Raw genomic sequence first — 22,073 nt, 5'->3', positions numbered from 1 at the left:
CCTTATACTCCTACTAAACTCATGATTAATCTAGCTATTCCCACTGCAAAAAAGACAAAAAAAACATAATCTAAAATTCCAAATCCAATCTTACAAATATTGGTACGTTTGTTTCCTGAAGCTAGTCCTCTTGTGATAGCTGCTGCTGATAGTTCCTCGCCAATTCGCACTGAACAAATGAGCATCGGAATCATTTTGTACTCCAAAACTTTAGATGTTTTTTTTCCTCCAAAACAAATCCCACGCATTCTCATTGCATCATCTATTGATTGAAATTCCTCTTTTAACATCGGCAAAAACCTAAAAATAACTGTCAATGGAATGATTATTTTTTCAGAAACATGCATTTTTTCCATTCCGCCTACAAACTCGCTGATCTTAGTCGACTTTACCACATAGTAACCAATTGCTACTGTAGGTATCATTCTTGAAAAAATACTGCCAACAACTATAGCCAATGTTCCAACCAACATATTGTCCCAAACATAAGGAATATATAAAATGCAGTAACTAATCAGCAGCCCTATTAAGCTTTTCAGGCAATATGAATATTCTTTTTCTGCCCAAAGCAAAATATATGGTACAACTGTCAAAATCACTTGAAAGACACACAATTTTTCTCCACCTAATCGGCTCAAAACAACCAAAGCTGCTATGATAATAAGAAATAGTTTTGTTCTAGGATCAAGCTTAAAAAATTTCCTATTCATTACGCAATTCCCGCTCTTTTAAAATGTTTTTTCAGTAGCACTCTGCCAAGAAGTCCGCCAAATATACCACTCACAAAACAAACTGCAACCAATACAGGCGCCATATATGTAGGAAATAGCGCTCGTACTGCATTAATATATCCTTCTCCATAAACTTGACGTGTTGACCAATATGCATCTGGGTTAAAGAACAGTTCATAATAGTTACCCCAACACCAAATACTAAAAAAGCCATTTGCCAAAACAGCTAACTTAGCACTTGTAAATCTTCCTTTTGTATAAGTAATATCAGCCAAAAAGCCAAAAAATGTTCCTGTAATAATTGGAATGTATCCCATGCCTGTTAACAGCATAATTAAGCCTAATAAGAATCCCATAATTGTTATCATTCCGAATTTCTTTACTTTTGTTAAAAATAATTCAAAAATAACGCCTCCGACAAGTGGTACAAAAACAGTAAGAAGGACCAAAAAAATCGGTATCATCCCGAGCATTGCAACGGCAAAAACAACTACGAAATATATTGCAGTGAAAACGCCAATATTTATCAAATCTTTTCCATCTAATTCTTTAAATACTTTTCTTTCATTCATAATTTTCTCCTCTTTCTATCTCCGTTATTTCTAATTCTGAATTATTAACTGCACCTTAAATCCATCGTTACCCTTTGCCAATATCGTTTCTCTAATTATATGGTAGATTTCCTTATCAATTAAAAAGACGCTATGATTTCTCAATCGCTTTTACTTCCAAACGTTTCGGCTATCTGCTGTTCTCGGCACTGCACCCCAATAATGGGACAAGAGAAAAACCTCTTATGCGACCAGTTTTCTGTACTCTACAGGAGACTGGTCATTTAATTTCTGTTGAATTCTAGTTTCATTATAAAATAGGATGTAATTTTTAACAATATCTGTTATACTATCCTTAGTTAGGTTTCTCCACTTATGGAGATAGAAGGTTTCAGACTTGAGAACAGAATGGAACCATTCGATACAGGCATTATCTGCTGGTGTTCCTTTTCGGGACATGGAGCGGGTGATGCCTTTTTCTGTACAAGCCTGATAGTAGGCTTTTGAGGTGTAGACAGAGCCCTGGTCGCTGTGGAAAAGTGCTCCTTGAGGTAGCTCAAGTTGATTAAGTGTGTCGAGTACAAAGTCCGTATCTTGGCACTCGGAGATGGTATAAGCTACAATTTCACGATTATAGAGATCCATGATCGAAGATAGATAAAGTCTACAGTTTTCAAAATAGAGGTAGGTGATGTCTGTGACAAGTTTCTCCATAGGCTTGCCTGCCTGGAAATCACGATCCAGCTTATTGTCTGTTACATGGTAAGGCTTCCCTAATTTAGGTCCCTTCTTGGGACGGACACGGCAAAGGCAACCCTTTTCCTTTTCGCTTCATATAGCTTTCTATGTCAAACAAATTCTTCTTATCATAGTCCTCAAGTAATCTATAGTTCTTATTCTTTGTAATATCGTATTTATCTGAAAGAAAAGGTCTGACACCTCTAAGCTGAAAGATACATTTACTACCGTCCATTACAGTAATCTCATCTTGACTCATCAGTTCTTTGCCTGTCTTTTGATAGTTTAAACCAAAGCTCTTTTGATTTGACCTTGTTTCCGATGTGTTATATAAATCTATCGTTTCTTTTCCCAGTGTTTCAGACAATTCTTTTAGTGTAGTTTGCTCCTTGCCACCAAGAAACAAGGTACTATCACAGTTACCTACGATTGTATCGGCATTATCCTTATAGATTGCCTTTAACTGAGATTGTGCTTGAAGTATGATACTTGCTGAAATCTCTCTACTTCTGATTGTGGCAATCAGCTTTTCAAACTTTGGAATTAAGCCGATATTTGCAAACTCATCAAGAAGGCATCTTACATGAACAGGAAGCCTACCGCCATATACATCATCTGCCTTATCACATAAGAGATTAAAAAGTTGTGAGTACATAATGGATACTACAAAGTTAAAGGTATCATCTGTATCAGAGATAATAACAAAGAGAGCCGTTTTTCTATCCCCCAGTGTATCAAGCTCCAGTTCATCTTCACTCATCAAGTCCCTAAGTTCCCTAATATCAAATGGAGCAAGCCTTGCACCACTTTGATGAAATTTTTTAAATCATAAGAATAGAATCTGTTAAGCCACTTTTTGAGCAATCATCACACCAATCGGTGCAAGACCTCCATGTGCCAATTTCATTTCAACTACTGAAAATCCATATTCTTTAATAAAATCTTCAAATTCCTTTTTATCCCATTCTTGATACATCTTAAATCCTAAAATAGACATCAAACTTTTTATCATTTTTCTTTGTTTTCCCTCTTTCCATAGAAAAGTGGGGGCGAACAAAGTCCCATTAGGTTTTAACACCCTATATATTTCTTTCATCGCCTCATCCGGTTTAGGCATAATATGAAGTGCATTAGCAATTAACACACAATCAAATTTTTCATGCGAATAGGATAATGCTACTGCATCGGCTGTTTCAAATGTAAGATTTTCGTATTCCCCACGCTTTTTAGCTTCCTTAATCATTTGTTCGGAAAAATCTGTGCCAATCCAACTTTTCGTATGCTTTGAAAGATTAAACGATAATTGTCCTGAGCCACAAGCAAGTTCAAGCACCTCCATGTCTTTATTCAAATGAGGACGAATGTATTCGCAAACTTTATCATATACTCCTTTGTCTTTTTTCATGAAAGGAGCATATAGCTTAGCAAATTTATCCCAAAATTTTTTATTGCTTTTATCAATCATTTCAACGCTCCTTTAAATATAAAAATGATCCTATCAATCTTTATATTGAGCCTATTTTCTCATTGATACCTTGCAAGAAAGGAATAATAGCTGTTCCTATACCAAGTAGGAATGTCATAAATGCAGAAAGTCATATGCTGTCATTCTTTTCTATTCAATCATTTTGAAGTGTCTCAAGGCATCCATGATAGCTTCTTCTTTTTCAGGTGTACACTGTGGAATAATTTGTTTCTCCTTTTTAGACTTGCTGTAATGTTCTCGTAATTCTATTCCACATTTCCTTTTTATCTGTGCAATATATAATGTCGGAACTTTTAATTCAAATTTATTCCAAACATATTCTTTGATTTGAGCATATGTTGCCTTACTTTCAGCACTGGTCAAATCAAGCTCATCCAGCTCAATTTCAACGTCTATATGCTTATCGACATCGAGTTTGGACAAAAGTGCTACCGTCTCAACATGGTGCGTTTGAGGAAACAGATCCACCGGCTGTACTTTTTTCAATTCGTAGCCCAATTCTTGATAGAGTTTGATATCACGCGCCATGGTTGCTGGATTACATGAGACGTAGGTAATTTTTTCAGGTTTCATGGCAACACTGGCTTTGATGAAGCTTTCTGTCAAGCCCTTGCGTGGTGGGTCCACAATGATAACGTCTGGTTTGATGCCATCCTTACTCCACTTGGCCATAGCATTTTCAGCTGAGTCAGCCACATAGTGGGCGTTAGTAATGCCGTTGCGTTCTGCATTTTTCTTAGCATCTTCGACGGCTGTTTCAATGACTTCAACGCCATAGACTTCCTTGACCTGTTTGGCGAATGACAAACCGATTGTCCCGATACCTGAATAGGCATCAATAACAATGCTATCGCTGTTTAGGTCTGAGAAGTCAATGGCTGTTTGATAGAGTTTTTCAGCCATCTCGGTGTTAACCTGATAGAAAGACTGGGCAGAAATCTCATAGTCATTACCCAACATACTATCTGTAATGGTGTCTTGACCATAAAGTGTGCGGAACTCCTTACCAAAGATGGCGTTAGTGTTCTTATCGTTGATGTTTTGGATGATAGAAACGACATTTGGGAAGGTTTCTGTAATTTTAGCAATGATTTGATCAATACGGAAAACTTTTGGTCTGGTCGTGACAAAGACCAACATCATCTGACCTGAATAATGGCCACGACGAACCACCAAGTGACGAATCAACCCTGTCTGCTCCTTCTCATCATAAGGTTTAAGGTCATAGCGACGGAGAAGGTCACGTACAAAGACAATGAGTTTATCAATTTCCTTGTCTTGGATGAGAAAATCTTCAATTGGAATCAAGTCGTGCGAATTCTTGCGATAGAAACCTGTTTCAAGCTGACCTTTAACACGGCGAACGGGTACCTGCGCCTTATTACGGTAGGCGTAAGGCGTCTCCATCCCCAATGTTTCAGCGACTTCTACGTCTGAGATACCAGCTGTCTTATAGAGGTTGTCCACAACTTGTTTACGCTTGAACTTGAGCTGCTCCTCGTAGGTCATATGGCCAAAATCAGCAATCCCTGAACGCAGATAGGTTGCATCAATGTCCTGATTGCGGTTTGGTGAAAGGGTCACATACTCCTCAACCTTTCCAAAGCCGATATTTTTCTTGAGCTTAAGCACGCGCATCTTGATGACTTCACCTGGGAGGGCATTATCCACAAAAAAGACAAAGCCGTCCACCTTGGCAACACCTGCTCCTTCATGTGTCAAATCGACAATTTCAACTTCTACAATATCGTTTTTATTTAACATAATTCAACTTTCTTTACTTTTATGGGGCTTAAACATACCTTCAAAAGCCTTTTACTATCCTCCATTATAGCACATATAAATTAAATTTATGGCTGGCCATAAATAATATAGATTTTTCAGAAAAGTCATACAGTGCTATCATATGTCCATGACAAAAAATTAAACGACTCAGCAACTTGGCTAGATGTCGTTTCTATCTAAAGGAGAATAATCATGCCAGATATTACTATTCATACAATCGAAACTGCACCAGAAGAAGTCAAAGACGTCCTTCAAACAGTCAAAGATGCTAATGGGGGATACATTCCAAACTTGATTGGTCTCCTTGCTAATGCGCCAACTGCGCTTGAAACTTACCGTACTGTCGGTGAAATCAACCGTCGCAATTCATTGACACCAACTGAACGTGAGGTTGTTCAAATTACAGCTGCTGTTACTAACGGATGTGCTTTCTGTGTGGCAGGTCACACAGCCTTTTCAATCAAGCAAATCCAAATGACACCTCAACTTTTAGAAGCCCTTCGTAACCGTACACCAATCGAAGACGATCCAAAACTTGATACCCTTGCTAAATTCACTATTGCCGTGATTAATACTAAAGGTGCTGTTGGTGACGAAGCCTACAATGACTTCTTGGAAGCTGGCTACACTGCTCAAAATGCCCTTGACGTTATCTTGGGTGTCAGCCTTGCTAGCTTGTGTAACTACGCTAACAATCTCGCACAAACACCGATTAACCCTGAACTTCAAGAATTCGCTTAATTCAAAACCGAAGGATAAACTAGAGGAGGACCTAAGCCTATGTCACATTTTTCAAAAGAATTCCTTACTTGGTTGGATACCAACGCTGACCATATTGACCAAGAGTCTGGACCCATTGCGGACCAGCTTCTTGAAAAAATTGCTGAAAACGACGTCTTTAAAATCGGCGTACCTGCTAAGTTTGATGGCCTAGGTGGTGGTCCTACTCAAGTCGTTGATGTGCTTGATGAATTGGCACAACACTCTTTGACAGCTTCCTTTATTTCTTGGGGGCACCGTACTTTCATCGAGTATATCCTTGCGAGTGACAATGCTTACCCTCGTGAAACATGGTTGAAAGAATTGTATACCGGTGAGCGTGCTGGTGGAACTGGCTTGTCAAATGCGGTCAAATTCTTGTCAGATATTGAAGAATTGAATGTTACCATCAGTCAAGAAGGCGATGACTACTATCTTGATGGTCGTTTGCCTTGGGTGACTAACCTACGTTCTGATAAATTCGCTGCTCTCTTTGCTGCTGACTTTAAAGACGGTAGCCAACCTTGGATTATCACTATTCCATCTGAAGCTGAAGGCCTCAGCCGTTCTGAAGATTTGGAATTTGTTTCCCTTCAGGGTGCTAACACTGCCTCTCTTACTTTCGATCACGTTAAGTTAGATCCTAATTGGATCCTTTCAAAAGAAGGTACGGACTATATTGCCAAAACACGTCCAAACTTCCTTGGTTTCCAATTTGGTCTTGCCTTTGGTTTGGCCAAACGTTCTCTTGATGAGGTTGAAGCTAGTCTAAACAGTAACCGTAGCGTTCTTCGTGAAGAATTTGAAGCTACACGTGAAAATCTTCTTGCTATCCAAGACCAACTCTTTGCAGGTCTTAATGATGCCGATTATTTCATTGACAAACCACGTGAACTTTTCCAATTGCGTATCGATATTGTCGACGTCGTAGCCAACAGCCTGCTCCTCGAACTTCAGGCTAGTGGTGGCCGTGGCTATTTGAAAGAATCAGAATCAAGCTTTATCCGTCGTTGGAATGAAGGCGTCTTCCTTCCAATTGTATCTCCGAGTGCGGTGCAGCTTCGTCACATTCTTGCAGCTAGCTAGAAAGGCCGGTGGACCAATGAAGGTATTTTTTAAGAAAATTCCCTTGGCCCTATCTAGTCTAGTTCTTGCCCTCTTTAGTTTATCCAATCAAATAAGCCACTTTGCCCTGATTGCTCAGGGCATTTGGTTTCTAGCCAGTATCGGTTTTATACTTATACTAGGTCGCTTGATTCTTGGATTTGAACAAGTAAGGGAAGATTTGCGAAATCCAGTCATTGCTTCGGCCTTTGCTAGCTTCTTTATGGCTGCCTTTCTCTTTGGCAGCCGCCTCCCACTAGCTCAAACAGGCTTAAGTGTGACTTGGATTGGACTCCTTGGACTTTATATTGCCTATATTATTTTTTTCAGTCTGCGTTTTATGCGCCCCCTATCTTTGAACCAAGTCTTTCCAAGCTGGTTCGTGGTCTACGTTGGCCCTGCTATCAGTCTTGTGACAGTACCGGCTAGTGTTCCTACTAGCATCAAGGGACTTATTCTGGGTATAACGGGATTAGCCACCCTGGCCCTTTTTCCACTTGTTTTATGGAGAATGAGACAGATAGCCATCCCTCACCTATATCAGCCTATACTTGCCATTTTAGCAGCACCTCTGGCCCTTCTCATTACCAGCTCAATCAAGAGTAATCAAAGACCTGCAACTATCATTTTACTTGTCCTACTTTTATTCTCACAAGTATTCTTTTTCTATGCTCTTAATCTCTTTGTAAAACTGGTTAGAAAAGGCTTTATACCACTTTTTGCAGCTTTTAGCTTTCCCTTGGTCAATAGTGTCAATGCTTTTAAGGCAGCTACCACCAGTCTTGGTTTAGTCAATCTTGCTACCCAATTGATTTATAAGGTAGAGTTCGTCATTATTCTTCTTATCATGACCTATTTGCTCTATCATTTTCTAAAACTCTTATACAAGGCGCTTATACAAGCTCTTAATACCAAAAAAGAAGCAGGTTCAGTGTGAACCTGCTTCTTTTCTTATCTAAATCCTAGTTCTTTTAATTTTGCCTGATAAGTGTCAAAATCAATTTCAATTCCTTGACCGCCATACAAATCATAGCTGTCAATCCAATCACCATCCGAAGGAATGGTTTGCGAATTAATACCTTTTTTGAAACTACCGGCATTTGAAAGACCCAAGTCCAACATGTCTGTCATACTCATATTGGTTGAGGTTAGAGAGTAAACCTTCCCCAAAGCCTCAGGCCCTTTGAAGAGGCTAAGTGGATTCTTAAGCTGTTTCATGACAGCCTGCATCACTTGTTGCTGGCGCTTGGTACGGCCATAATCTCCCTCATCATCCTTACGGAAACGGGCATAATTCAGAAGGGTGCGGCCATCCATATCTTGCTTACCAACTTTAATGGTTTGATTTGGCACGTGACCGTTCTTGTCCATCTTCAAATCATCTGGAACTTGAACCGAAGATACTTTTTTACCATCGATGGTCGCAAACTTCGCATTGATTTCTACACCATTTGGGAAGAGGGTATCAACCCCTGTCGCAAAGGTTTCAAAGTCAACCATGGCATAGTACTTGATATCAATATCAAAGTTTCGTTTGAGCGTCTCACGCATGAGCTCTGCCCCTTGATGATTATTTTGCTCACCAATATTGAAGGCCGTATTGAGTTTCAAGTCCTGAGAATAGTCGGTTTCTGAGGCCCCCTTGATATTGACCAAGGTGTCTCGCATAAAGCTAACCATCTTAATCTTACCTTCTTTATTGCCCACATTGACCACCATAATGGAATCTGTTCTAGCATCGGTAGATTCTTGGCTAACGCGCTGGTCAGAACCAAGAATAAGGATATTGACCCCATCCTTGGTATCCTTGCCATTAAAGGTCTCAACTATGGCAGGCTGGTAGGATTTACCATTATTACCCGCAGCAGAAAGGTCTGTTCCCTTGTAAAATTGATAAGCCATGGCTATCACTAGGAACACAACTCCAAGACTCAAGCAACTAAGTACTAGCTTGACAACCTTCTTGAGCCTTCTCTTTTTCTTTGGTCGCTTCTTCTTGGCTACTTGCGACTTGGACTTTGGAGCCGACGTTGCTGAAGGGGACGCTTGTCTTTGAACCTTTTTACGTTTAGGTTTACTTTGAGCAACTTCCTCTCGATAGATGGGTAGTCCTTCCTCCGTTAGCTGATTGGCAGCCTCATAATCACGCTCTTGATAGTAGTCAAAACGATTATCATAAGGCTGGCGCCACGCTGCTTGATAGTCCTCTCTTTGCGCTTGATACCTCCGCTCAGCTTCATAGGCATCTAACTTTCCTTGTAGATAATTGAATTCTGAAGCCTGCTGTCCATTCAGGTGAGCAAGATTTTTTAAAAGATAGCTGTAACGTAACCGTTCATGATGTGTAAACGGCCCATTGTTAGATTTGGTCATAAGATTTCCCTTTAAATTTCATAGACTTGGTAAGCACCCAAGATTTTATATCCAATTCCAACTGCAGTTAGCTCTTCAAGAGCGAACTGAGCCAACTTTTCCTTTGTATAATCACAATCAATAATGAAGAAATACTCGCCAAGTACCGTCTTCAACGGACGGCTTTCAATCTTGGTCAAGTCAATGCCTCGCCAGGCAAAGGTCGATAGGGCCTTGTAAAGTGCCCCTGGCATATTGTCAGGCAGGGTCAAGGCCAGCGTTAATTTACAATCAATCTGATTGAGCGGAATCTCAGGAACAGTGTTCCCCAGCACCCAAAAACGGGTATAATTCTTTTCAATCTCTTGGATATCCTTAGCCAATATTTGTAGACCGTATTCCTTAGCAGCTGCGTGAGGAGCGATTGCCGCATAAGGCTGATCTGGATTATCAGCGACAAAACGCGCCGCAAAGGCTGTACTTGCTGTTGTCTCAATCTTGGCATGTGGAAAATGCTGTTTAATATATTTTTTCCCTTGGGCAATGGCCTGTGGGTGTGAGAAGATTTTCTCAATCTTCTCATGATGCTTAGTCGCCATCAACTGCTGCTTGATAGGCTGAACAATCTCTGCCACAGCACGAATATCGGCCTGATGGAAGAGATAGTCTAAACTCTCATGAACAGAGCCCTCAATGGAATTTTCCACCGGAATGACCGCGTAATCCACACGTCCCTCTTCATAAGACTTAATGACCTCAGTAATGGTACCTAATGAAACCAATTCTGCCTCAGGAAAAGCCTTTAAGGCTGCATTATGTGTAAACGACCCACTTGGGCCCAAATAACCTACATACATTTGATAAACCTTGCTACTTCTTCTGGCGTTCGGTTATCAACTGTGACAACCAAATCTGCTAAATCTTGATAGAGTGCCATTCGACCGTCATAAATAGCCTTAAAATCCTCTTTTGAATGATTGAGAAAGAGTGGGCGTTGATTTTTGGTATCCTTTTCAATGCGATTATAGACCACATCGAAAGAAGCGTGGAGCCAAACGTTATGCTTACGATTCTTGGCCAAGAGCTGACGATTGCGCTCAGTCACAACGACACCACCTCCAGTAGAGATAATGACATCATCTCCCTCTTGGAGAAGTTCTTCTAAAGTCTCAGACTCAATCTGACGAAAGGCTACTTCACCTTCTTTTGCAAAAAAATCAGCAATGGACATGCCGATTTTATCCTCGATGACCTGATCCATATCAACGAAACGACCATCCAGGTATGGGGCGACGGAACTCTTACCAACTCCCATAAAGCCCAATAAAACTTTAGCCATTGAGCAATCCTTCCAAGTCACTAAAGAAGCTTGGGTAACTTGTATTGATAGCTTCCGCACGTTGCAAGTCAACCTCACCGTCTTGAACCAAGAGGGCAGCAATAGCTGTCATCATACCAATACGGTGGTCTCCAAAGGTATTGACCTCTGCCCCATGAAGAGCCGTCTTACCAGTGATAATCATACCATCCTCAGTTGGTACAATATCAGCCCCCATAGCATTCAAGGCATCTGCCACCACCTGAATACGGTCGGTCTCTTTGACCTTAAGTTCTTCAGCATCACGAATCACAGTCTTACCTTGGGCTTGTGTCGCCAAGAGTGTGATAATCGGAAGTTCATCAATCAAACGTGGAATGATATCGCCACCAATTTCAGTTCCTTTAAGTTCTGAAGTTTCAACCGTAATAGTCGCAGATTTGGCAACTTGGTCAATATCTGAAAGGGTAATTTTACCACCCATATCTTTGATCACATCAATGATACCCGTACGCGTCTCATTGATACCGACATTTTCCAAGACAATCTTAGAGTTAGGCACCACGAGTCCCGCTACCAACCAAAAGGCCGCTGAAGAAATATCCCCTGGAACCACGACTTCTTGAGCAGTAAAGCTTTGGCCACCAGAAATACGAATTTCCTTACCATCTACTTGAAGCTGACCACCAAACTGCTGAATCATATCTTCCGTATGATTACGTGTTTTTTCCTTTTCAATGATGACAGATTCGCCATCAGCTTGAAGAGCTGCAAAAATAAGAGCAGATTTTACCTGAGCAGAGGCCACAGGCAATTGGTAATGAATAGGTTTAAGGGACTTGCTACCGTGCATTTTCAATGGTGGCAAATCACGGTCTGTTTGACCAGAAACCTCTACACCCATCTGACGCAATGGAATGGTCACACGGTCCATCGGACGTTTTGAAAGGGAATCATCTCCAAACATTTCCACATCAAAATCTTGACCTGCAAGCACACCTGAAATCAAACGAATCGATGTTCCAGAGTTCCCCATGTCCAACTTGTTTTGAGGAGCCTTGAGACCATCAAAACCAACACCGTGAATGCGAACCACATCACCGTCATCCTCGATAGTCACACCCAAATCACGGAAGACCTGCATAGTTGAGAGGACATCCTCACCTCGTAAAATATCACGAACAGTTGTCACACCTTTGGCAAGACTTCCGAACATAATCGAACGGTGACTGATTGACTTGTCACCAGGGATGCGCAAGCTGCCATGAAGACCTTGGGCCTTGGTTTCTAGTTTCATAGGTTACTCCTAAAAATTTTATAGTTATTCCCATTATACCATATTTGAAAGCCTAACCATAGACTGAATTGTCAAAATATTCACTCGCTTGTATTGCCATACTTTTCTCTTAGAAAGGCAACTGCTTCTTGAACACGGTTCCGAATCAAGTTAGCAGACTCCTCCAAAAGACGATTTTCCTCAGCAGACAAAGACAAGTGAACGGGAGCAGCCACCCCTTGACGTCCTAAAATAACTGGATAGCCAAGATAGGTTTGATAGGCTTCTTGATAGCTTGATACTGCCACTTCTTCTTGAGCATCCGAAAGGATAATAGTCACCAAACGAAGAGCAGCACTGGCAATACCGTATGAAGTATAGCCCTTACCATAAAAAACCTTATGACCACCCTTCATGGAAGCCATAAAGAGATTTTGACGTTCTTCTTCGCTGGTCAATTCTGTAATGTCTTGCCCTTTAACCTTGACTTGACTCCAGGCAGTAAATTGGGAATTCCCATGTTCGCCAAGATTGTAGCCAGATACTGATTTTGGATTGACTGATAAATCATCTCCTACCGCCGCCTTCATTCTCGCAGTATCGAGTAGAGTCCCTGTCCCAATCACACGTTCTCTTGGCCAGCCTGTGAATTCCTGATAGAGGGCTGATACAGCATCTACAGGATTCGAGATAACCAAGAGTATGCCTTTAAAATCCAATTTTTTAAGTTCCTGAGAAACCTGATAAACGGCTTCTCGAGTAAATGGAAATTCAGCAAAGCGGTCCTCACCAGCATTATGCTGTAACTGAATGTTTCCAAGAGATGAAATAATCACATCAGCATCTTCAAGTGCTGCATAATCATTGACAACAATGTTTGCATAGCTAGGTAGATTTGCCATAGCATCCTTAAAATCTTGGGCATCTGCCTCGGCCTTCTTCTCATTGATATCTATAAAGACATAACTATCAGCCAAGCCTTGAGCAATTGCTCCATGAGCTACTGCAGCTCCAACATTTCCCATACCAATAATTCCAATCTTACGACTCATCATTTTCCTCCTTAATATTTCTAGCTTCTTCCTTAGACAATCTCTTTTGAATGCAGAAAAGGGCCTGTCAATTGACACACCCTCTTTGATTAACTATTCAATTCTTGCAAAGGTTTGAAGATGATACGTTCAATATCATTCAAATAAACAGACAAACCTTGTTGTGCAGCCAAGTATTCTTTCAAAAGTGCATTAGCTTCTACTTTTTGACCTAATTCTTGAACAGCTGCTTGTTCTTCTGCAGTTGGCATTGTACCAGCTTGCATTTTAGCATAGAAATCCTCTTGGAAATCAGTAAACTCTTTGAAAAGAGCGCTAGCTTCAGCATCAGCTGCGATTGCTTCTTTTTTCTCTACCAAAGTTTTGTACTCAGGAAGGGCACGAATGCCACGTTCCAACTCATTTGCTAAATCATAAATATTTGTCATTTTATTCTCCTAGGCGATCACCACATGATAATCCGTATTGGCTTCAATAACAGTCTTAGCATGTGTACGATCTTTTTCATTTTTAAAAGTAATTTGGAGGATACCGTGAATATCCTCACGATTTTCCTCATTAATACGAAGGTTAACCAAAGACGTTCCTCGTAGCAATTCCATAATGCTAAGGATAACGTCTTCTCGGTCAGGCACATCCACGAAAATATCGAAGGCACTTTCCACGCCACCCTTTTTGTGAATTTCCATCTCTTTACGTTTCTTACGACCGTTGTCAAAGAACTCCCAAATGGCATTCTCATCTTCAGCCTTAATCAAGTCGGCCACATGGTCCAAACGTTTTTTGAAATCTTCAATACGATCCAAAACAGCTGGCCCATTGGTCATGAGAATGGAAGCCCACATGCCAGGTTCACTTTCTGCAATACGGGTCATATCTCGGAAGCCCCCAGCCGCAAAGTGATTGGTCATCTCGTGAGCCTGCGCGTAGTCAGCAGCTTGCTCCATAAGACCAGAAGCCAAAAGATGTGGAAAATGACTGATTTGACTGGTTACACGGTCATGTTCAGCCGCATCAATCTCCACAAATCGTGACTTAAGCCCTGACAAGATGTCCTTAAGTTCAGGGATAGTTGTCTCTCTTGTTAGACTCGTCGGTGTGAAAATATAATAGGCATTTTCGAAAAGTGTCACGTCAGCTGCAATAGCCCCTGATTTATGGGAACCAGCCATAGGGTGAGAACCCACAAACTGAACATTTTTACCAGTTAGGTAACGTTCAGCTGCCTCAACGATATCCAACTTAGTAGACCCTGCGTCTGTGATGATGACATCATCTTTGAGATCCAGGTCAGCCAACTCCTTCAAGTAGGCCACCGTTTGCTTAATTGGCACTGCAAGGACAATAACATCCGCGAGGGGAGCAAATTCTTTGAAATCACTTGTTGCACGGTCAACGATGCCACGCTCAAGTGCAATATTTCGAGAATAGTCAGAGCGATTATATCCAAGAATCTCATAATCAGGGTGGTCCCTTTGAATCCCTAAGGCCAAGGAGCCACCAATCAAGCCCAATCCTGCGATATAAATAGTTTTCTTACTCATTACTACTCCCATCTATTGTCTGATGCTGCTTAAAAGTTTTTCACATAGTCACGGTGACGTGCTACCGCTTCTTTCAATTCTTCCATGTTGTCAGAAGAGAATTTGTCCAAGATTTCATTGGCTACGACTGTAGCGACTACGGATTCCATAACGACACCCGCTGCAGGCAAGGCCGTTGGATCTGAACGCTCGACTGTTGCCTTGTATGGTTCATGTGTTTCGATATCTACTGACATCAATGGCTTGTATAGGGTTGGAATAGGTTTCATAACCCCACGGACCACAATCGGTTGCCCGTTGGTCATACCACCTTCAAAACCACCAAGGTTGTTAGTGCGACGTGTATAGCCGTCCTCTTCATTCCAGAGAATCTCGTCCATTACTTGAGAGCCCTTGAGGTAGCCATCCTTGAAACCAAGTCCAAATTCTACACCCTTGAAGGCATTGATGGATACAACAGCTTGAGCAATCTTAGCATCAAGTTTGGTATCCCATTGGACATAAGAACCAAGACCAACAGGGACGCCGCCAACAACAGTTTCAACGACACCACCGATTGTGTCTCCCTCTTTTTTGATTTGGTCAATGTAATCTTTAATTTCTTGTTCACGTTCTTGGTTAACAACTGAAATCTCTGATTGTTGAGCCAATTCCTTGATTTGAGCGACTGTCAAATTCTCAGGCACATCAATTTCCTTACCACCAAAGACAACAACATGGTTAGCAATTTCAATATCAAGCTCAGCCAAGATACGTTTAGCGACAGCACCTACTGCCACACGCATAGTTGTCTCACGCGCACTAGAACGTTCCAATGAATTACGCAAGTCATCGAAACGGTACTTCATTCCACCAACCAAGTCAGCATGTCCTGGACGTGGGTGAGTGATTTTACGTTTGGTTTTCAAACGGTCCTCAATATCTTCCACAGCCATGATATCCAACCATTTTTGATGGTCCTTATTGATAACATGAAGGGTGATTGGAGCCCCTGTTGTTTTCCCATGACGAACACCAGAAGTGATTTCAACCTTATCAGACTCAATTTTCATACGGCCACCACGACCATAGCCACCTTGACGACGTTTCAAATCGCCATTGATATCTTCAGCCGTCAAGGGAAGACCTGCTGGAACACCTTCGATAATTGCTGTTAAACGTGGGCCGTGAGACTCACCTGCTGTTAAATATCTCATTTATTTCTCCAAGTACTCTTTCATTTCAACTAAAGGAATTTGATTGATAGCTGCCTTACCAATCTCTGGAACGATAACCGTCTTAATGCTATTACCACGGGCTTTTTTGTCATGTGTGAGAGCTGTATAAAGCTCCTCAACACGCCATGGCTCATAGTCTACTGGCAAGCCAAATTTGACACACATCTCAGCAATTTGACGTGTGATCCCCTTAGGCATGAGGCCTTTTTCCTCAGCAACTCGTGAAATCTGAACCATTCCGATAGCCACCGCTTCACCGTGCATGACTTTACCGTAACCAGCTGTTTGTTCAACGGCATGCCCAATCGTATGACCAAAGTTTAGATACATACGGACGCCACCTTCGAACTCGTCTTCAACCACAATTTTACGCTTAACGTTACATGAACGATAAATGATAGTTTCTGAATTTTCTAGGATACTGTGAACTGAACCATCAATGCTTTCAAGCAAGTGCCAAAGCTCAGGATCATCAATCAAACCGTATTTGACAACCTCACCCATACCCTCAATCAATTCACGTTTACCAAGTGTCTCAAGGACATTAGGGTCAATCAAGACACCATCAGGCTGAGCGAAAGTTCCCACGATATTTTTAGCAAATGGTGTGTTCACACCTGTCTTACCACCAATAGATGAATCCACTTGGGCAGTTAGACTAGTTGGAACCTGAACGAAGTGAATGCCACGCATATAGGTCGAAGCGACAAAGCCTGCCAAATCACCAACAACGCCACCACCAAGAGCAAGAATGCCATCACTACGAGTCATGCCATTCTTAATCAAAAACTCATAAGCCTTATTAACAGTTTTAAGATTTTTACTTGCTTCACCTTCTAGGAAATCAAAAACGACTACCTCAAAACCTTCGTGCTCCAAGCTAAGCTTAACTTTTTCTGCATATAGAGCCCCCACATGATTGTCCGTGATAAGTGCAATCTTTTGTGGTTCCCAAAGTGACTTCACCCATTGACCGACGGTCTTAAGGGCTCCTTTTTCAATAATAATGTCATAAGGGTTATGTGTTAAATTTACCTCTAGTTTCATAGTCGTCCCCTCCTAGCTATTGTAAATATTTTCTAATTCCTGCCAAATGGCGTCTGTTGGCATGTCCTTGCCGGTCCACAATTTAAAGGCACCTGCTGCTTGATGAAGCAACATGCCAAGTCCATTTACAGCCTCGATTCCCTGTTTTCTAGCCAAGGCCAAGAAAGGTGTTTCAAAAGGCTGATAAATGATATCAGCAACCAAGAGTCCCTTAGGAAATTTTGTGTCTGTAGGAATGGGCAAGGATTCGCCATCCATCCCAACACTCGTCGCATTCACCAATAAATCAGCCTGGCCTAGTTCCTCTTGAAAATACTCAAAATCATTTAAAGCATGAAACTCCAATTGGCAAGTTGCCTGTTCAAGTAAGGACTTAAAACTTTCTTTTGCCTTATCCAATGACTGAGGGCGAACGTAGACACTGACTTTTTTTGCATCATCAAGAACTGCCTGCGTCACAATAGCTTTAGCGGCACCACCAGCACCCAAAATCATCAGATGAGCGTCTCTAGGGCTAAAGTTCTTTAGACTAGCAAAGAAACCAAAACCGTCCGTATTATGACCAATCAAATGACCATCACGATTAACAACTGTATTGACAGCACCAATCAGTTGAGCTGCAGGACTAATCTCATCCAAAAAAGGAATGACTGCTTCCTTATATGGCATCGACAAGTTGATACCGAACATGTTGTAACGTCTAATATTTTCAACTGTCTCGGCTAGGTCTGATTCTGGAATCTCCCAGGCCACATAAACACCATTAACTTGTGTCTTTTCGAAGGCCGAATTATGAATAAATGGCGAAATAGAGTGCTTGATGGGATTGGCGACAACAGCTGCTAGGCGTGTGTGTCCATCAATCTGCATCTAAAATCTCCCTAATTCTACGCATATCTGCTAGACTAATTTGTCCTGGAGCACTGGCATTATCAAGACTAGCAAAGGTCCATGATGAACCCATCAAGTCGCCAGCAAGACGTGACATACGACCAAGTTTACCCATTGATATAGTTGCAAACTCTTGTTCAGGATTATAGGCCTTGAAACCACGTGTGAAGTTCATAAGGTCAATAACATCCTGCTCATGCTTAGGCATAACCGCCACCTTTACCACTCTTGGTGTCAAGTTTGCCATCTCAGATAAAAGTGCCATAAGGTTTTCAGGTGTCTCCTCAAAGTTATGATAAGACAAAACCAAGTTTGAAAATTCGAGCATTTGGTCAAAGACAGCCTTACGTGTGAAATACTCAAAATCAATATAATCTGGCGAATAGATAGCAGCTACATCCTTAATTAGTGCGACGTATTCCGCATCCGTTAACTCAAGCTTGCCACCCTCACGCGTCGTACGGATGGTAAAGACAATCTCAAAGCCTGCGAATTTCTCGAAAATAGCTGGAGCAACCGTTAAGATACTATCCTTATCTAAAAAATCTGCACGCCATTCTATAATGTCTGCCCCCTCAAAACGAGACAGTTCAAGCTCTTGTGCCTCCTCTAAACTAGTTGGCATAATCGGAACTACAATTTTCATTTATTTACCTTTATTGTGTATACTTTCAAATAATTTGATGTTGGATCATTAGGATTGACGGTAAAATCCGCTGGTAATTGTTGCAGGTTAACGAAGTCCGCTGAAACATCTCCCAAGCCCTTACGCAGTTGTTTTTTAAACTGTTGCACGGTCATATTAGCAGCATTGGTACTTGCAATGATTGTCCCATGCTCTGATAAAATATCAAGACTCTGTGCAATTAACTTGTGGTAATCCTTATTTGCTGAGAAGGTGCGTTTCTTATTTCGAGCAAAGCTTGGCGGATCAATGACGATAAGGTCATAAGATAAGCCTTTTTTCTTTGCATATTTGAAATAATCAAAGACATCCATCACGACCAAGCGATGATTGCCCATACTGAAACCATTAGCTTCAAAATGAGCCGTCGATAATTCACGTGAACGCTTAGCCAAATCAACCGATGTCGTTTCAACCGCTCCCCCCATAGCCGCAGCAACTGAAAAAGCTGCCGTATAGGAGAACATATTCAGAACTGATTTACCCAAAGCTAGGCCATTAACTAAACCATCACGCACTTCATGCTGATCAAGGAAAATCCCCGTCATTAGCCCATCATTGAGGAAAACTTCATAAGTTACCCCATTTTCTAAAATGGTGAAGGTATCGGCCGCCTCTTGCCCAAAAAGATGGTCTGATTCGAAATCAAGACCCTTGAAGCGAATTTTCTCATAGCCTCCCAAAACCTCAGGAAAGACCGCTTGGAAAGCCTCTACAATAACATCCTTCAAGGAATAAACAAAGGCATTGTACCATGAAAAGAGGGCGTAATCGCCATATAGATCAATAGTGAGACCACCAAAATCGTCACCATCCTGGTTGAAAAGACGAAAAGCTGTCGTCAACTCATTATCATAATAGGATTGACGTTTGGCCTTAGCCCTTTCAAAAAGTCCTTGAAAATAAGTCACTGTCAATTTTTCTTTATTAGGGGACAGAAACCATCCTATCCCCTTATTTTGACTTGACAAATAGCCCGTTCCTAAAAAATCTTTGGACTGGCTATAAAGGTAAACCAACTGATTATTTTCAGTTATATTTGGAAAATCTTCCGCTAAAAGAAGCTGTTTTCCTTGTTTGATTTTTTTCTCCGCAAAGGGACTTACCGTCAATATACTCATGTTACTATTATACCAAAAAAATGCTATTATTTCTGTTTCGTAACTAGATTTTATCAATTATATGTCAAGGAATATCACACTCAATGGCAGTAAATTTTTGAGAGTCATTATCTTATTTGGTATAATGATTAAGATAATATAGAATCAAAGGAAGTATTACTTTGAAAAAAATTAATGAAGCCTTTTGGAAAGGAGTTTCATCAAGACTTGGATTTATCCTCTTGTTACTCTTCTTTTACTGGCTAAAAACCATATTCGCTTATTACGTCAACATTAATCTTGAGTTGGAAAGCAGATATCAGGTTATGCTTTCGCTGATTAACCCTATTCCACTAGGATTAATGCTTCTAGGTTTAGGACTATACTTCAAGAAACGACGTTTCTTTTATAGTATTACCATTGCTATCTATGTCATCCTCAACCTCTTACTTATTGCTAATGTGATTTACTTTGGAGAGTTTACAGACTTCATCACTGTAAATACCATACTAGCAAGTTCTAGTTCAGCAGCAGGACTAGGAGACTCCGCCAAGAACCTTCTTGAGCCAAGCTATCTCTTCTACCTGATTGATGTACCTTTCTTCATCTATGCTGGTTTCAGGAAGAAGCTTAAGATGGACAGCAAGCCATTTAACAAACGAGCTAGTTTTGCCGTCACTGCACTGTCGACACTCCTTCTCTCAGTTAACCTCTTCTTAGCGGAAGTTAACCGTGGCGAGTTGTTGACACGTGGTTTCTCAAATAACTATATTGTTCGTGCTATGGGACTTCCCTTCTTCACAGCCTATTCTGGTAACTTAACTTATCAGGCCTCACAGGCTCGTTCATCTGCAACAGCTGAGGATATGAAAAAGGTTGAAGCTTACGTTAAAGAGCATTACGCAGCACCTGATCCTAAGTATTATGGCATTGCTAAAGGAAGAAACGTCATTGTTATTCACTTGGAAAGCTTTCAACAGTTCCTCATAGACTACAAGCTCCAAGTAGACGGTAAAGACTATGAGGTTACTCCATTCATCAATTCCATCTACCACTCAAACGAGACGCTAGCCTTTTCAAACTTTTTCCACCAAGTTAAATCAGGGAAAACTTCTGATGCTGAAACCTTGATGGAAACATCTCTCTTTGGACTAAGTACAGGATCATACATGGTAAACTATGGTGGTACCAATACAGCCTATGCGGCACCATCTATCCTAGCTCAAACAGGTGACTATACGTCAGCTGTTTTCCACGGAAACACTGGATCCTTCTGGAATCGTAATAATACCTATAAACAATGGGGTTATAATTACTTCTTTGACTCATCAGCCTTCACTGAAAAAACTGATGAAAACTCCTTCCAGTATGGTCTAAATGACAAGTACATGTTCCCAGATTCCATCAAATATCTGGAACAAATGCAACAACCTTTCTACGTTAAATACCTTACAGTATCTAACCACTACCCATACACTTCACTCTCAGGCGATGAAAAGGAACAAGGTTTCCCACTCGCTGAAACAAAAGACGAAACAGTCAACGGATATTTTGCAACAGCTAACTATCTTGACTCAGCAATCAAAGACTTCTTTGATTACCTTAAGGAAACTGGTCTTTACGACAACTCAATTATTGTCATGTACGGTGACCACTATGGTATCTCAGATACACGAAGCAGCAATCTTGCTGAACTTCTCGGTAAGAACCCTGAAACTTGGTCAAACTATGATAAGGCCATGCTTCAACGTGTTCCTTACATGATTCATATTCCAGGATATACTGGTGGTGGCATCTCTAACACCTTTGGCGGTGAGGTCGATGCCCTTCCAACTCTTCTTCACATTCTTGGTGTTGACACTAGCTCATATATCCAGATGGGACAAGACCTCCTATCTCCTGATAACAAGCAAATTGTCGCATTTAGAACCTCAGGTCAATATGTTACTCCTCAATACACTAGCTATTCTGGTCGACTCTATAATACTCAAACAGGGGAAGAAATTACCAACCCTGATGAAACGACTAAAAAGGATAACGAAGCCATTCGTAAGGCAGTAGCCACTCAGCTTTCAATGAGTGACGCCGTTCAAACAGGTGACCTCCTTCGTTTCTATACACCAAATGGTTTGAAACCTGTTGATTCTAGCAAAATTTCCTACACTAAACAGATGGATCAACTGAAACAGATCAACAAAAAGCTGAAAGATAAATCAACTAGCCTCTACAAGCAAAAAGGCAATAAATCAACAGCTGATCTATTCAAGACCCCATCTTACAAGGAGCTACATCCTGCTGAATCCGAATCAAGCTCTAGCTCAAGTTCGGGTGAATCCGAGCCAAGCAGCTCTTCAACGGAACAACAATAACCCCTAAAGGCAGTCCAATATGGACTGCTTTTTTAGATCTTGAATTGTCAAATTAAGTGCATACTTTC

20 protein-coding genes and 2 pseudogenes are annotated in these 22,073 nt (G+C 41.1%); 4 read left to right on the top strand and 18 right to left on the bottom strand.

Translation table 11 applies throughout. From position 1 onward, the window contains the following. Positions 1-2: 2 nt before the first annotated feature. The 6 genes and pseudogenes from HMPREF2877_RS00110 to rlmD form a co-directional block, all read right to left on the bottom strand. Positions 3-710 carry an energy-coupling factor transporter transmembrane component T gene (locus tag HMPREF2877_RS00110; protein WP_070577899.1) on the bottom strand — a complete coding sequence of 236 codons (708 nt, stop codon included), beginning with the start codon at positions 708-710 and terminating at the stop codon, positions 3-5. Then, positions 710-1,303, bottom strand: a complete 594-nt coding sequence (locus HMPREF2877_RS00105) for an MptD family putative ECF transporter S component (protein ID WP_070577897.1) — start codon at positions 1,301-1,303, stop codon at positions 710-712. Before HMPREF2877_RS00105 ends, HMPREF2877_RS00110 begins: the two co-directional genes overlap by 1 nt. Positions 1,304-1,525: 222 nt before the next feature. Further along, a pseudogene (locus tag HMPREF2877_RS00100) lies at positions 1,526-2,089 on the bottom strand (IS3 family transposase); the annotation flags it as partial. Then, positions 2,061-2,825, bottom strand: a pseudogene (locus tag HMPREF2877_RS00095) (VirD4-like conjugal transfer protein, CD1115 family); the annotation flags it as partial. The pseudogenes HMPREF2877_RS00100 and HMPREF2877_RS00095, both read right to left, overlap by 29 nt. A gap of 39 nt (positions 2,826-2,864) precedes the next feature. Continuing rightward, positions 2,865-3,485, bottom strand: coding sequence for a class I SAM-dependent methyltransferase (locus HMPREF2877_RS00090; RefSeq protein ID WP_002890480.1), 621 nt, complete (start codon positions 3,483-3,485; stop codon positions 2,865-2,867). A gap of 150 nt (positions 3,486-3,635) precedes the next feature. After that, on the bottom strand, positions 3,636-5,270 hold the full coding sequence (gene rlmD / locus HMPREF2877_RS00085) for a 23S rRNA (uracil(1939)-C(5))-methyltransferase RlmD (RefSeq protein WP_070577888.1): 1,635 nt from the start codon (positions 5,268-5,270) through the stop codon (positions 3,636-3,638). A 213-nt stretch (positions 5,271-5,483) separates the two neighbouring features. Here rlmD and HMPREF2877_RS00080 point away from each other — a divergent pair, with 213 nt between their 5' ends. From HMPREF2877_RS00080 to HMPREF2877_RS00070, 3 genes are read left to right on the top strand one after another with little or no spacing between them, the layout of a single operon-like run. Next, positions 5,484-6,032 carry a carboxymuconolactone decarboxylase family protein gene (locus HMPREF2877_RS00080; RefSeq protein WP_002885920.1) on the top strand — a complete coding sequence of 183 codons (549 nt, stop codon included), beginning with the start codon at positions 5,484-5,486 and terminating at the stop codon, positions 6,030-6,032. A 39-nt stretch (positions 6,033-6,071) separates the two neighbouring features. Further along, on the top strand, positions 6,072-7,136 hold the full coding sequence (locus tag HMPREF2877_RS00075; protein WP_070577885.1) for an acyl-CoA dehydrogenase family protein: 1,065 nt from the start codon (positions 6,072-6,074) through the stop codon (positions 7,134-7,136). Between the two features lie 16 nt (positions 7,137-7,152). After that, positions 7,153-8,091 (top strand): SLAC1 family transporter, encoded by a 939-nt coding sequence (locus tag HMPREF2877_RS00070; RefSeq protein ID WP_070577880.1) that lies wholly within the window; start codon positions 7,153-7,155, stop codon positions 8,089-8,091. A gap of 14 nt (positions 8,092-8,105) precedes the next feature. Here HMPREF2877_RS00070 and HMPREF2877_RS00065 read toward each other — a convergent pair whose 3' ends face one another. The 12 genes from HMPREF2877_RS00065 to HMPREF2877_RS00010 form a co-directional block, all read right to left on the bottom strand. Beyond that, positions 8,106-9,527 carry an LCP family protein gene (locus HMPREF2877_RS00065; RefSeq protein WP_070577877.1) on the bottom strand — a complete coding sequence of 474 codons (1,422 nt, stop codon included), beginning with the start codon at positions 9,525-9,527 and terminating at the stop codon, positions 8,106-8,108. Positions 9,528-9,538: 11 nt separating this feature from the next. Further along, positions 9,539-10,363: a prephenate dehydratase gene (gene pheA / locus HMPREF2877_RS00060; RefSeq protein ID WP_002890467.1), complete on the bottom strand. Its 825-nt coding sequence runs from the start codon at positions 10,361-10,363 to the stop codon at positions 9,539-9,541. After that, positions 10,354-10,845, bottom strand: a complete 492-nt coding sequence (locus tag HMPREF2877_RS00055; protein ID WP_014633387.1) for a shikimate kinase — start codon at positions 10,843-10,845, stop codon at positions 10,354-10,356. The genes pheA and HMPREF2877_RS00055 overlap by 10 nt, the downstream gene beginning before the upstream one ends. Beyond that, positions 10,838-12,121, bottom strand: a complete 1,284-nt coding sequence (aroA, locus tag HMPREF2877_RS00050; RefSeq protein ID WP_003093644.1) for a 3-phosphoshikimate 1-carboxyvinyltransferase — start codon at positions 12,119-12,121, stop codon at positions 10,838-10,840. Before aroA ends, HMPREF2877_RS00055 begins: the two co-directional genes overlap by 8 nt. A gap of 80 nt (positions 12,122-12,201) precedes the next feature. Next, complete coding sequence (locus tag HMPREF2877_RS00045; RefSeq protein ID WP_045771867.1) at positions 12,202-13,152, bottom strand: L-lactate dehydrogenase; 951 nt, start codon at positions 13,150-13,152, stop codon at positions 12,202-12,204. Between the two features lie 89 nt (positions 13,153-13,241). Further along, positions 13,242-13,580, bottom strand: coding sequence for a YlbF/YmcA family competence regulator (locus HMPREF2877_RS00040; protein ID WP_002890462.1), 339 nt, complete (start codon positions 13,578-13,580; stop codon positions 13,242-13,244). A gap of 9 nt (positions 13,581-13,589) precedes the next feature. Continuing rightward, positions 13,590-14,696 carry a prephenate dehydrogenase gene (locus HMPREF2877_RS00035; protein ID WP_013990889.1) on the bottom strand — a complete coding sequence of 369 codons (1,107 nt, stop codon included), beginning with the start codon at positions 14,694-14,696 and terminating at the stop codon, positions 13,590-13,592. A 29-nt stretch (positions 14,697-14,725) separates the two neighbouring features. Next, on the bottom strand, positions 14,726-15,892 hold the full coding sequence (gene aroC / locus HMPREF2877_RS00030; protein ID WP_003094323.1) for a chorismate synthase: 1,167 nt from the start codon (positions 15,890-15,892) through the stop codon (positions 14,726-14,728). Next, a complete protein-coding gene (aroB, locus tag HMPREF2877_RS00025) occupies positions 15,893-16,960 on the bottom strand; it encodes a 3-dehydroquinate synthase (protein ID WP_013990891.1) in 1,068 nt (355 codons plus the stop codon). A gap of 12 nt (positions 16,961-16,972) precedes the next feature. Beyond that, on the bottom strand, positions 16,973-17,830 hold the full coding sequence (locus tag HMPREF2877_RS00020) for a shikimate dehydrogenase (protein ID WP_070577874.1): 858 nt from the start codon (positions 17,828-17,830) through the stop codon (positions 16,973-16,975). Continuing rightward, positions 17,820-18,497 (bottom strand): type I 3-dehydroquinate dehydratase, encoded by a 678-nt coding sequence (gene aroD, locus HMPREF2877_RS00015; RefSeq protein ID WP_070577871.1) that lies wholly within the window; start codon positions 18,495-18,497, stop codon positions 17,820-17,822. The genes HMPREF2877_RS00020 and aroD overlap by 11 nt, the downstream gene beginning before the upstream one ends. Then, complete coding sequence (locus HMPREF2877_RS00010) at positions 18,494-19,657, bottom strand: class I SAM-dependent rRNA methyltransferase (RefSeq protein WP_013990894.1); 1,164 nt, start codon at positions 19,655-19,657, stop codon at positions 18,494-18,496. Before HMPREF2877_RS00010 ends, aroD begins: the two co-directional genes overlap by 4 nt. 161 nt (positions 19,658-19,818) lie before the next feature. Here HMPREF2877_RS00010 and HMPREF2877_RS00005 point away from each other — a divergent pair, with 161 nt between their 5' ends. Next, positions 19,819-22,005 (top strand): LTA synthase family protein, encoded by a 2,187-nt coding sequence (locus tag HMPREF2877_RS00005; protein WP_070577868.1) that lies wholly within the window; start codon positions 19,819-19,821, stop codon positions 22,003-22,005. Positions 22,006-22,073 lie beyond the last annotated feature (68 nt).

This window comes from Streptococcus sp. HMSC072D03 (assembly GCF_001812855.1).
GTDB classification, from domain to species: Bacteria; Bacillota; Bacilli; order Lactobacillales; family Streptococcaceae; genus Streptococcus; species Streptococcus salivarius_D.
The sequence above is the reverse complement of the archived record's forward strand: the minus strand, read 5'-3'. Positions and strand labels throughout refer to the sequence as shown.